This window comes from Enterobacter sp. Taxon_2 (genome assembly GCF_058355295.1).
The window spans coordinates 527,827-539,890 of the sequence record NZ_CM178024.1; the positions used below are offsets into that span (position 1 = coordinate 527,827).

A 12,064-nucleotide genomic window follows, 5' to 3' on the forward strand; every position below is an offset into this window, starting at 1 on the left:
TTGAGCGCATGTTAACAGAATGTTTTGCCTTTATTTGGCCCGTCAGATAAGGAACATTCATGTTACGGTACAGTCTCTTAACCGCCGGGCTGATGCTCGGCGCCTCTGCCTTTGCCGCCCCGGCAGGGGATCTCCCCTTAATGCCCTGGCCTGCGAAGGTCGAACGCCCGACGACCCAGGGCGCTCTGGTGCTCAGCAACAACGTATCCATTAGCGTCAGCGGGGACGATCTCGGTGACGCCGTCAACCGCCTGCGCCAGCGCATCGCCCTGCAAACCGGCTGGACGCTGCAGCCGCAGGCTGAAAAGCCAGACAAACCGACTATCCGCATCGCGATTGCCAAAAAGGTAAAGCCGCAGCCGCTGCCGGACAGCGATGAAACTTATAAGCTCACGGTGGATGCTAACGGCGTGACTATCTCCGCCAATACCCGCTTCGGCGCGCTGCGCGCCATGGAAACCCTGCTCCAGCTGATGCAGAACGGAGCGGAAAACACCTCGCTGCCGTGGGTTACCATTGAAGATTCGCCGCGCTTCCCGTGGCGCGGGCTGCTGCTGGACTCGGCGCGTCACTTTATCCCGCTGCCGGATATTAAACGCCAGATCGACGGCATGGCTGCGGCGAAGCTCAACGTGCTGCACTGGCATTTGACCGACGACCAGGGCTGGCGCTTCAGCTCGAAGCGCTACCCTAAGCTGACGCAGCTTGCCAGCGACGGGCTGTTCTACACGCCTGAACAGATGCGCGAGGTGGTGCGTTACGCTACCGAACGCGGTATCCGCGTGGTGCCGGAGATCGACATGCCGGGCCACGCCTCGGCGATTGCCGTGGCCTATCCGGAGCTGATGAGCGCGCCGGGACCGTACGCAATGGAACGCCACTGGGGCGTGCTGAAGCCGGTGCTGGATCCGACAAAAGACGCAACCTATACCTTTGCCGACGCGATGGTCAGCGAACTGGCGGCGATCTTCCCCGATCCGTATCTGCATATCGGCGGCGACGAAGTGGACGACAGCCAGTGGAAAGCGAACCCGGCTATCCAGCAGTTTATGCGCGACAACAGGCTGGCGGACAGCCACGCGCTGCAGGCTTACTTCAACCGCAAGCTGGAAACGATCCTCGAGAAGCATCACCGCCAGATGGTCGGCTGGGATGAGATCTACCATCCTGACCTGCCGAAAAGCATTCTGATCCAGTCCTGGCAGGGGCAGGACGCGCTGGGGCAGGTGGCGCAGAGCGGCTACAAGGGCATTCTGTCGACCGGCTTTTATCTCGACCAGCCCCAGTCCACCGCCTATCACTACCGCAACGAGATTGTCCCGCAGGGCTTAAACAGCGTGGACGTCATAGCGGACACCGACAGCGCCCAGAGCTGGGCCTTCTCCATGCCGCGCCTGAAAGGTAAGCCGGTGGAGGGGAGCTTCACGCTGGTGAAAGGGGATGCGGGCTGGCGCGGGTTTATTGATTTTGCCGGGAAATCCCGCCGCGCGGTGCAGAACATCGAATGGCGGGATGACAGCCAGGTGACGTTTACCGTCGATACGTGGATGGGCGAAACGCGCCCGGTCGTCACCGTCGATAACGACAAGCTTTCCGGCTATTTCCTGGTGGGGAATACGCGCTACCCAATCAGCGGCACGCGTCTGGAGGACGTGCCGAAAGGCGTTCCGCCGGTCGTGCCGGACGTGGCGAACCAGGCCAACCTGCTCGGCGGTGAAGCGGCGCTGTGGGCGGAAAACGTGGTGGCGCCGGTGCTGGATATCCGCCTGTGGCCGCGCACGTTTGCGGTGGCGGAGCGGCTGTGGTCGGCGCAGGACGTCAACGATGTCGACAACATGTACACCCGCCTGCAGGCGATGGACAGCTGGTCGACGGTGTCGGTCGGGCTACAGCAGCATACCCAGCAGCAGGTGCAGTTCACGCGCCTCGCCGGTAATGCCGACACCCTGCCGCTGCAGATCCTCGCGCAGGCGGTAGAGCCCGCGCAGTATTACACCCGTCAGCACCTGAAGTTCCAGGCCGGAAACTATCATCAGTTCGAGCCCCTCAACCGCTTCGCCGATGCGCTAAACGCCGAAAGCGCCACCGTGCGCCAGATGCACAAATGGGCGGACCGTCTGGTGAGCGATGCGGAAGACACGGAAAGCGCCGACGCCCTGCGCCACGTCTTTAACCGCTGGCAGAGCAACACCAGCGACGCGCTGGCCTTAAGCGAAAACAGCTATCAGCTGAAGGCGATGAAGCCGGTGATCCAGGAGGTGGATAAGCTGGCCTCGATTGGCCTGCGGCTGACGGATCTGGTGGCGCGCCAGGGCACGCTGGATGATAAAGAGATAGCCTCGATTCAGAGCGAGCTGGATAACGCGGCGAAGGTGCAGGACGAAGTGGTGATTGCGGCGGTCTATCCGCTGGAGACGCTGCTTCGCGCCACGCGGAATCAGTAGCGGGCCATAAAAAAAGGCAGCCCAGGCTGCCTTATCATCGACAAAGCGAATTAGCGACGTACGGCAATCGCTTCGATTTCAATTTTCACGTCTTTTGGCAGACGCGCCACTTCCACGCAGGAGCGCGCCGGGAAGGTGGCGTTGTGCTCGGTGAAGAACGCTTCGTAGGTGGCGTTAACGGTCGCGAAGTCGTTCAGATCTTTCACGAAAACGGTGGTTTTGACGATGTCGCCCACTTTCAGGCCCGCTGATTCAACGATAGCCTGCACGTTTTCCAGCGACTGACGCGCCTGTGCTGCCACGTCGGTCGGCACTTCACCGGTTTTTGGGTTTACGGGGATCTGACCTGAAGTGATGATCATGCTGCCCAGATCAACGCCCTGAACGTAAGGGCCGATAGCGGCTGGTGCATTTTCCGTCGCGAGTACTTTGCTCATGTTTTCTCCAGAATTACAGCGTTAAGAATGTTCCCGGCCATTATAACAGCCGGGATTTCATTACCAACCTCAATTAGTTGGCCAGCACCACATAATGAGAAAACTCTTTTTCGCAGTATTTGCATTTGAGCGCGATGTCATCGGCGCGTTTTTTCACTGCGAAGCTGGAGGAAACCGGCTCGGCATGGCTGATGCAGTTGCTGTTCGGGCAGACCAGCACGCTTTCAATGCGATCCGGCAGGCTCGGGCGGGATTTACCGACCACTTCATACTCGTCGATGCGGTTGACGGTGGCGTCCGGCGCGTAAAGCGACAGCTGGTTAACCTGCTCGTCGGTCAGGAAGGTATTCTCGATTTTGATCAGGTCCTTGCGGCCCATTTCACCTGACGGCAGGTTCAGGCCGATGGTGATGCGCTGGTCGGTTTCGGTCAGTTTGAACAGCGTCAGCAGCTTAAAGCCCACCTGCGCAGGGATGTGGTCAATCACGGTGCCACGCTTGATGGCTTCAACCTGGAGTTTGTTATCGTGTGTCATGGTCGTTTCCCCTTACAGTGCCAATTCGCGATTCAGAACCAGTGCCAGTAACGCCTGGCGGGCGAAGATGCCGTTTCCGGCCTGCTGGAAGTACCAGGCGTGCGGCGTTTTATCCACGTCTGTGGTGATCTCATCGATGCGCGGCAGCGGATGCAGCACCTTCATGTTGTCGCGCGCGCCCTCGAGGTCGCTGGCGCGCAGCACGAACTGTGCCTTCACGTTGGCGTATTCGGACGGATCCAGACGCTCTTTCTGCACGCGGGTCATGTACAGAATATCCACGTGGCTCATCACCTCTTCGATGCTGGCATGCAGGCTCCACTGAATGCCTTTCTCGTCCAGCATGTCGAGGATGTACTGCGGCATCGCCAGCGCGTCAGGCGCGATGAAGTAGAAGCGGTTGCCGTTAAATTTCGCCAGCGCCTGCGTCAGGGAGTGGACGGTGCGGCCATATTTCAGGTCGCCGACCATGGCGATATTCAGGTTCTCGAGCTTGCCCTGGGTCTCCTGAATGGTGAACAGATCCAGCAGGGTCTGCGTCGGATGCTGGTTGGCACCGTCACCGGCGTTCAGTACCGGAATGCCGCCGGAGAACTCGGTCGCCAGGCGCGCCGCACCCTCCTGCGGATGACGCATCACAATCGCGTCGACGTAGGTGCTAATCACTGAAATGGTATCCGCCAGGGTCTCGCCTTTTTTACCCAGCGACGTGTTGCTGCTGTCCGAGAAGCCCACCACGCTCGCCCCCAGGCGGTGCATGGAGGTCTCAAAGGAGAGGCGGGTGCGGGTCGAGGCTTCAAAGAAGCAGCTCGCAATCACCTTGTGCTTCAGCAGCTCCGGTTGCGGATTGGCCTTCAGTTTTGCCGCGGTTTCCAGAACCAGTTCCAGCTCTTCGCGGCTGAGGTCGTTTATGGAAATGATGTGTTTTTGATAAAGCGGATTCATGTTTATCTCCTGACGCCGGGCAAAAAAAAGCCCCTCAAATGAGGGGCTCTGGGAATAGGTTTAGCAACGGGAAGAAAAACGGCAGGCCAGCGTCTGATTTCAGACGCGGTAAGACGTTATGTCGTACACGCTTGACCATGCTTCCTCCCGGCAAATTGTCGGGCATTATACGCAGCTCGCTTTTCGGATCAAGCGATTTAATGCACGCTTTACTCAATGCAAACGGTTCTTTATGAATATTAATTCGTTCTGAGTAAATAATTAATTTGCTTATGCACCAGCGCGGTGCGCTTCACGACCCGGGGAGCGACCCAGACGATACTGCTGCCAGCCACCACGCCTAAAATTTCCGGCAGCTGGTGATAATCCAGAATACGCGCCACCGCGCGGCCATATCCGGCGACGGTATGAACAAGGATAAACTCGCTATTATGCTCGACGCTGACCACCATTTCGGACACGGTACGCGCGGCGTCGGGGGCAGGGCGCAGCTGGGGATTCAGCGAATAAATCTTTAGCCCTTTGGCATTTCGAATTTTTATGACACCGAGCAATTTAAGCAGACGTGAAACGGTGGACTGGCTGATGGTCTCAAAACCACGCTCCTGCAAATCCCGGCGGATCTCCTCCTGGGAGAGATAGCTCTTTTCTGCTATCAGACGCTGGCAGACCGTCAGCTGTAGTTGTTCTTTGGGAGAGTACTCTTCGTAATCCATCATAGTTCCCATATCAGTTCCCGAAATAACCGGTGGCACCGCACCGATCCGTAGGCCGGATAAGCGCAGCGCCATCCGGCAAATCACAACAAGGCACCCAGGCTCAACGCCACCATGATCACTACCGTTAATATTCCCAGCAGCGGCGCTACCCATTTCAGATAGCGCACGTAGGGCACGCGGGCGATCGCCAGCCCGCCCATTACGACGGCTGAGGTGGGAGTGACCAGGTTAACGATGCCGGACGCCGACTGGTAGGCCGTGACCACCAGGTCGCGGTTGACGTTTGCGAAATCGGCAAGGGGCGCCATGATCGGCATCGTCAGAACGGCCAGGCCGGACGAAGAAGGCACAAGAAACGACAGCACCACTTCCAGCCAGTACATCACGTTGATGAACGCCACCGTCGATAACCCGGTAACCATCCCCTCGGCGCTGTGCAAAATGGTGTGGGTAATCATGCCTTTATCCATGATCACTACGATACCGCGCGCGATGCCGATAATCAGCGCGACGCCCAGCAAATCTCGCGCGCCGTTGATAAACGTCGAGGTCAGCTCCTCTTCGCTCATGCGGGCGATCAGGCCGACGATAATCGCGCTGGCGAGAAACACCGCCGATATCTCCGCCATCCACCAGCCCAGTACCGCCACGCCGTAAATCATCACCGCGAAGGCGAGGGCGAAAATCACCAGGATGATTTTGCGCACTGGGGTAAATTCCAGCGACTGTTCGCCCTTGTTGCCGAGGAAATGGGCGCGGTTCTCTTCCTGTTTGTCTGCGACGATCGACAGCGACGGATCCTTGCGCACCTTGCGGGCGTAACGCATTACCCACGCCACGCAGATGATCCAGCCGATGACCAGCAGCGCCACGCGCAGGGCGATGCCGTTAGTGAAGGGGATCCCGGCGGCGTTGGCGGCGATGACCGTGGCAAATGGGTTGATGGTGGAACCCAGCGTGCCGATCCCCGCCCCGAGCAGCACGGTGGAGGCGGCGACAACCGGATCGAACCGGGCGGCCAGCATCACCGGCACCAGCAGGGTGTAGAACGGCAGCGACTCTTCGGCCATGCCGTAAATGGTGCCGCCCGCGGCAAACAGCGCCATCAGGATCGGGATCATCCACTCCTCGCGTCCGCGCAGCCGGGTGGTGACGCGCTCGATCCCGGCGTCAATCGCCCCGGTTTTGGTGACGATCCCGAGAAATCCCCCGATGATCAGAATAAACAGCGCCACGTCGATCGCCCCGGCCTGGCCGGAGACCGGATCGTACAGCCCGGCGATGGGCGCCATCAGGACGGAAACCAGCCCCTGCGGATGCGCCGCTACGTGCGCGTAGGTTCCGGCAATCGGCACTTCTTTGCCGAGCGCCTCGTTCATTGCCATATGGTACTGCCCGGCCGGTACAACCCACGTCAGAACGGCTACAACGGCAATCAGAAAAAAGAGAATGGTGTAAGCGGAGGGAAACTTAAACTTGCCCATGATGTTCTCCTTAAACCCGGCGCACCCCGCGGCGCGCCGGGCGGTGATTAGTCGCCGAGTGTCGCCACCATGACCGCTTTAATGGTGTGCATGCGGTTCTCTGCTTCGTCGAAGACGATCGAGTTCGGCGATTCGAAGACCTCTTCCGTCACCTCCAGCCCCTTCAGGCCGTACGCCATCTCGATCTCGCGGCCCACTTTGGTGTGCTCGTTGTGGAACGCCGGCAGGCAGTGCATGAATTTGACGTTCGGGTTGCCGGTGGCCTTCATCACCTGGGCGTTAATCTGATACGGCTTCATCAGGCTGACGCGCTCGGCCCAGGCTTCCTTTGGCTCGCCCATGGAGACCCACACGTCGGTGTAGAGGAAATCGGTCCCCTGCACGCCTTCTTCCACGTCGTCGGTGAGGGTGATGCGCGCGCCCGTCTCTTTCGCGATGGCGCGGCACTGCTCAACCAGCCCCGCTTCCGGCCAGAAGGATTTCGGCGCGACGAGGCGGATATCCATCCCCATCTTGGCCGCGCCCACCATCAGGGAGTTGCCCATGTTGTTGCGCGCGTCGCCGAGATAGGCAAAGCTCAGCTCCGGCAGAGTTTTGCCCGGCGCGTGCTCCAGCATGGTCATCAGGTCGGCGAGGATTTGCGTTGGGTGGAACTCGTCGGTCAGGCCGTTCCACACCGGCACGCCCGCGTACTCGCCCAGCTCTTCGACGATGGCCTGCCCGTAGCCGCGGTATTCGATGCCGTCGTACATGCGGCCCAGCACGCGGGCGGTGTCTTTCATCGACTCTTTGTGACCGATCTGCGATCCGCTTGGGCCGAGATAGGTGACCTGCGCGCCCTGGTCGAACGCGCCCACTTCAAAGGCGCAGCGGGTGCGGGTGGAGGTTTTTTCAAAGATCAGGGCGATGTTTTTCCCGACCAGGGTTTGCTTCTCGCGCCCGGCTTTTTTAGCGGCCTTCAGCTCAATGGCGAGGTCGATCAGGTACTGGATCTCCGCCGGGGTGTAGTCCAGCAGTTTCAGGAAATTGCGGTTTTTCAGGTTGATGGTCATGGGTAAATCCTTTTTAAAATGAGTGTTCAGTTACGAATCAACGTGCCTTTCTCGCCCGCGAGGATCTCCGCGCCGTCGGCCAGCGCGCCGATCCCGGCAATGCCGTTGCAGGCTTCAACAAACTCGCGGCAGGCGGCCACTTTCGGCCCCATCGATCCGGCGTCGAACTGCATGCCTTTGAGCAGCTCCGGCGTCACCTGTGCCAGCGGGCGCTGGGTCGGCTTGCCCCAGTCGAGGTACACCGCGTCGGCGTCGGTGAGGATCAGCAGGGCGTCGGCCTCGATTTGCCTCGCCAGCAGGGCGGCGGAGAGGTCTTTGTCGATCACCGCCTCAATCCCGCGATAGCCGTTGGCGTGTTCCACCACCGGCACGCCGCCGCCACCGTTGCAGATCACCAGGTGGTCGCGCTGGATCAGCGCCGTGATGGCGTCGCTCTCGACGATGCGCTTTGGCTGCGGTGACGGCACCACGCGGCGGACGTAGCTGCCGTCGGCCTTAAACACCCAGCCTTTCTCCGCCGCCAGCGTTTTTGCCTGGGCTTCGCTGTAGACCGGGCCGATGTACTTGGTCGGGTTGCTGAAGGCCGGGTCGGCGGCGTCCACTTCTACCTGGGTGAGCAGAACGCTCACCTCCCGCTGCGGCAGGCTGTTTTTCAGCGCCTGCTGGAGCATGTAGCCGATCATTCCCTGGCTTTCGGCACCGAGAACGTCCAGCGGGTAGGGCGTGACTTTGTCGTAGGCGCTGTTCTGCAGCGCCAGCAGCCCGACCTGTGGCCCGTTGCCGTGTACCAGCACCACGCGCCACTGCGCCGTCAGCCCGGCGATGGTGCGGGCGGCCTGCTCGATGTTCTGGCGCTGGATCTCCGCTTCCAGCGGCTCGCCGCGCTTGAGCAGCGCGTTGCCGCCCAGGGCCACAACCAGAGTGGGTTTTCGTTCCATGATGGCTCCTTTAAATTCCGTCGCGTTCCAGCGGGCAGCTCATGCAGCGCGCGCCGCCGCGGCCGCGTCCGAGTTCGTCGCCCGGGATGGGCAGCACGGTGATACCCGCTTTGTCATACTTCTCGTTGGTCCAGACGTTGCGCTCGTAGCCGATCACCACGCCGGGGCGGATGGTCAGCACGTTGTTGGCGTCGTTCCACTGTTCGCGTTCGGCCTCAAAGGCGTCGCCGCCGGTGGTGATCAGACGTACCTGGTTAATGCCGAGCGCTTTCTCGATAGCGTGCAGCAGGTCGGTTTCCTGGGTGCGCAGCAGGCCGCCGCGTCCGTCCGGGGTGAGCGTCCAGCACTGGGCGTCTTTGCGCACCACTTCCGGGTAGACGGAGAAGGTATCCACGTCGATGTGGGTCATGACGGTGTCGAGGTGCATGCAGGAGCGGTGTTTTGGCAGCTCAACGGCGATCACGCGCTCGGCCTGGCGGTGTTTGAACAGGCTGTTGGCGAGGAACTCCACGCCCTGCGGCGTCGTGCGTTCGGACATGCCGATCAATACCGCGCCGCGGCCAATCACTAATACGTCGCCACCTTCCAGGGTGGCATGGTCGTAATTAATATTCTCGTCGCCGAAATACTTAATAAAATCGCCGTCGGCGAACGCCGGGTGCCAGCGATATATTGCCCGCAGGTTATTGGTTTCACGCTGACGGGCCGGTTTGGCCATCGGGTTAATAGAAACGCCGTTATAGATCCAGCAGGAGGTATCGCGGGTAAATAAATGGTTTGGCAGCGGCTTCATAATAAAATCATTCGCCGTGTGGGTATCCACCACCATATTTTTAATGGCCGCCGGAATTTCGCCGTAGGTTAATCCGCCGCTCAGTCTGCGCGCCAGTTCACGGTGCGGCATATCCGCCAGCCAGCCGCGAACGTCGCCGGCAAAGGTGGGGCCGAGGCGGTAGTCGGAGATTTGCGTCTCCAGCAGCCAGGCTTTCGCCTCTGCAATATCAAGGGTTTGTGTCAGAAGGTCGGTCAACAGCAGGACTTCCACACCCTGCTCGCGCAGCGTGTTTGCGAAAATGTCATGCTCCTCACCCGCCCGCTCTACCGAGAGCACGTCATCGAAAAGCAGCTCCTGGCAATTCGATGGCGTTAAGCGTTTCAGACTTAAATTTGGGCGGTGCAGCATAACGCTACGCAATTGACCAATTTCAGAACCGACGTAATGCTTTTCCATAATTATTCCTTTAACTGTTTTTCAGAATAAAAAGGGCATGCGCCATGTAACGTATTTAATTTCATGGCGGCTAAGCTCAATTGATTTCGTAATTCATACTAGGCAGTTAAATAATCCGTATTGTGATATTGCTCACGCGAAAATGGATATTAAGCGGTTTGTTTTCATTAGCATGATTCGCATCAGATAATGATTAATTTCATATTAGTGAGGGATGAATAGCTAAGCAGGATCCGGTGGCATTATTTGGGTTTGTTATTATTTTGTAGATTTTAATCTTTTGAAATATATTGTTATGTGACTGATTTTAAATGATAAATATTCTGCGTAAGAATGGCTATGCAATTAACGTAATTAACTATTTTCGACTTAAGAAAAATCAATAAATAATTATGGTTTTTTAGAGAAAATTATCAAAACAGTAAAGTGTGAGGCGGCAACAGGTTTTGTTAATTAGATAGCATGATCAAGAGGTTAGAGCAGCCGTGCGATAAGCGCCGATCGAGGTTATGCATAACCCCTGCATAAATGCCCGGGCAGGATTAACAGTGAATTAACACCTTTCCCGATAAACATGCGCTCGCGCAAACCTCGTCCAAAAAAGGGTGGTATGGCAGCCGGGATTCTCGTATAAAAGATAAAAATGAAACGTTGTTTTATATTGAGGGTTGAAACATGATTATCGGCAACATCCACCATCTGCAGTCCTGGCTGCCTGACGATCTGCGCCAGGCGATTGAGCACGTTAAAGCCCACGTCACCGACGCGACGCCGCTCGGCAAGCACGACGTCAACGGCAACAGCCTGTTTTATCTGGTCTCTGAAGATACAACCCAGCCCTTCGCCGAGCGTCGCGCCGAGTACCACGCGCGCTATCTGGATATTCAGATCGTGATGAAGGGCCAGGAGGGGATGACCTTCAGCACCCTGCCGCCCTGCACGCCCGACACCGACTGGCTGGCGGAGAAAGACATTGCGTTCCTGCCGGAAGGCGAGCAGGAGAAAACCGTGGTGCTGAGCGAAGGGGATTTTGTGGTGTTCTGGCCGGGCGAGGTGCACAAGCCGCTGTGCGCGGTGGGGGCACCTGCTAAGGTCAGGAAAGTTGTGGTGAAGATGCTTGTAGAGTAACCCTTACCCCTCACCCTAACCCTCTCCCCACAGGGGAGAGGGGACTGCTCCGAGCCGTCTTTTCCCCCTCGCCCCTTTGGGGAGAGGGCCGGGGTGAGGGGCAATATGTGATCCAGCTTAAATTTCCCGCACTCCCTCTTCCCTTCCCATTTACCTCTCCTTTTTCTGCGTCATAGTATGATCGTTAAATTAATGAACGCTGTTCTATAATGTAGAACAAAATGATTCAGCAAGGAGATCTCATGCCGCAGTCCGCGTTGTTCACGGGAATCATTCCCCCTGTCTCCACCATCTTTACCGCCGACGGCCAGCTCGATAAGCAGGGCACCGCCGCGCTGATCGACGATCTGATCAAAGCAGGCGTTGACGGCCTGTTCTTCCTGGGCAGCGGCGGCGAGTTCTCCCAGCTCGGCGCCGAAGAGCGTAAAACCATTGCCCAGTTTGCGATCGATCATGTCGATCGTCGCGTACCGGTGCTGATCGGCACCGGCGGCACCAACGCCCGGGAAACCATTGCGCTCAGCCAGCACGCGCAGCAGGCGGGGGCGGACGGCATCGTGGTGATCAACCCCTACTACTGGAAAGTGTCGGAAGCGAACCTGATCCGCTATTTCGAGCAGGTGGCCGACAGCGTCACGCTGCCGGTGATGCTCTATAACTTCCCGGCGCTGACCGGGCAGGATCTGACCCCGGCGCTGGTGAAAACCCTGGCCGACTCGCGCAGCAACATCGTCGGCATCAAAGACACCATCGACTCCGTCGCCCACCTGCGTAGCATGATCCATACCGTCAAAGCCGCTCACCCGCACTTCACCGTGCTCTGCGGTTACGACGATCATCTGTTTAATACCCTGCTGCTCGGCGGCGACGGGGCGATTTCGGCGAGCGGCAACTTTGCTCCGCAGGTGTCGGTGAATCTTCTGAAAGCCTGGCGGGATAAAGACGTGGCGAAAGCGGCTGAGTATCATCAGACCCTGCTGCAAATCCCGCAGATGTATCAGCTGGATACGCCGTTTGTGAACGTGATTAAAGAGGCGATTGTGCTCTGCGGCCGCCCGATCTCCACGCACGTGCTGCCGCCCGCTTCACCACTGGACGCGCCGCGCAAGGCGCAGCTGAAAACCCTGCTGCAACAGCTCAAGCTCTGCTGA

General features: G+C 58.5%; 12 protein-coding genes and 1 pseudogene. 4 read left to right on the plus strand and 9 right to left on the minus strand.

Annotated features, from left to right (window positions below; genetic code table 11):
- The first annotated feature begins 59 nt into the window (after positions 1 to 59).
- Positions 60 to 2,444, plus strand: a complete 2,385-nt coding sequence (locus AC4IC4_RS02405) for a beta-N-acetylhexosaminidase (protein ID WP_491472079.1) — start codon at positions 60 to 62, stop codon at positions 2,442 to 2,444.
- A 50-nt stretch (positions 2,445 to 2,494) separates the two neighbouring features.
- Here AC4IC4_RS02405 and ridA read toward each other — a convergent pair whose 3' ends face one another.
- The 4 genes from ridA to AC4IC4_RS02425 all read right to left on the minus strand — a co-directional run bounded on the left by ridA (position 2,495) and on the right by AC4IC4_RS02425 (position 4,500).
- A complete protein-coding gene (gene ridA / locus AC4IC4_RS02410) occupies positions 2,495 to 2,881 on the minus strand; it encodes a 2-iminobutanoate/2-iminopropanoate deaminase (protein ID WP_024907263.1) in 387 nt (128 codons plus the stop codon).
- A gap of 73 nt (positions 2,882 to 2,954) precedes the next feature.
- Positions 2,955 to 3,416: an aspartate carbamoyltransferase regulatory subunit gene (pyrI, locus tag AC4IC4_RS02415; protein ID WP_023310197.1), complete on the minus strand. Its 462-nt coding sequence runs from the start codon at positions 3,414 to 3,416 to the stop codon at positions 2,955 to 2,957.
- A 12-nt stretch (positions 3,417 to 3,428) separates the two neighbouring features.
- Complete coding sequence (gene pyrB / locus AC4IC4_RS02420; RefSeq protein ID WP_024907262.1) at positions 3,429 to 4,361, minus strand: aspartate carbamoyltransferase; 933 nt, start codon at positions 4,359 to 4,361, stop codon at positions 3,429 to 3,431.
- A gap of 34 nt (positions 4,362 to 4,395) precedes the next feature.
- The gene (locus AC4IC4_RS02425) at positions 4,396 to 4,500 is read right to left on the minus strand and encodes a pyrBI operon leader peptide (RefSeq protein ID WP_022646880.1); all 105 of its coding nucleotides are present in this window, start codon (positions 4,498 to 4,500) and stop codon (positions 4,396 to 4,398) included.
- Between AC4IC4_RS02425 and AC4IC4_RS02430 the strand changes: the two are divergent.
- Positions 4,480 to 4,597, plus strand: a pseudogene (locus AC4IC4_RS02430) (hypothetical protein). The gene AC4IC4_RS02425 and the pseudogene AC4IC4_RS02430 overlap by 21 nt on opposite strands.
- A 3-nt stretch (positions 4,598 to 4,600) precedes the next feature.
- Here the strand turns inward: AC4IC4_RS02430 and AC4IC4_RS02435 are convergent.
- The 5 genes from AC4IC4_RS02435 to arcA all read right to left on the minus strand — a co-directional run bounded on the left by AC4IC4_RS02435 (position 4,601) and on the right by arcA (position 9,785).
- Positions 4,601 to 5,080: an arginine repressor gene (locus AC4IC4_RS02435; RefSeq protein ID WP_024907261.1), complete on the minus strand. Its 480-nt coding sequence runs from the start codon at positions 5,078 to 5,080 to the stop codon at positions 4,601 to 4,603.
- 80 nt (positions 5,081 to 5,160) lie between these two features.
- Positions 5,161 to 6,564, minus strand: coding sequence for a YfcC family protein (locus AC4IC4_RS02440; protein ID WP_491472080.1), 1,404 nt, complete (start codon positions 6,562 to 6,564; stop codon positions 5,161 to 5,163).
- Positions 6,565 to 6,611: 47 nt separating this feature from the next.
- Complete coding sequence (argF, locus tag AC4IC4_RS02445; protein ID WP_119935755.1) at positions 6,612 to 7,616, minus strand: ornithine carbamoyltransferase; 1,005 nt, start codon at positions 7,614 to 7,616, stop codon at positions 6,612 to 6,614.
- A 26-nt stretch (positions 7,617 to 7,642) separates the two neighbouring features.
- Positions 7,643 to 8,554: a carbamate kinase gene (arcC, locus tag AC4IC4_RS02450; protein ID WP_148768609.1), complete on the minus strand. Its 912-nt coding sequence runs from the start codon at positions 8,552 to 8,554 to the stop codon at positions 7,643 to 7,645.
- 10 nt (positions 8,555 to 8,564) lie between these two features.
- A complete protein-coding gene (arcA, locus tag AC4IC4_RS02455) occupies positions 8,565 to 9,785 on the minus strand; it encodes an arginine deiminase (protein WP_008501384.1) in 1,221 nt (406 codons plus the stop codon).
- A 675-nt stretch (positions 9,786 to 10,460) separates the two neighbouring features.
- Here arcA and AC4IC4_RS02460 point away from each other — a divergent pair.
- A complete protein-coding gene (locus tag AC4IC4_RS02460) occupies positions 10,461 to 10,913 on the plus strand; it encodes a YhcH/YjgK/YiaL family protein (RefSeq protein WP_491472081.1) in 453 nt (150 codons plus the stop codon).
- Positions 10,914 to 11,155: 242 nt separating this feature from the next.
- Positions 11,156 to 12,064 (plus strand): 2-keto-3-deoxygluconate aldolase, encoded by a 909-nt coding sequence (gene yagE, locus AC4IC4_RS02465; protein WP_032651481.1) that lies wholly within the window; start codon positions 11,156 to 11,158, stop codon positions 12,062 to 12,064.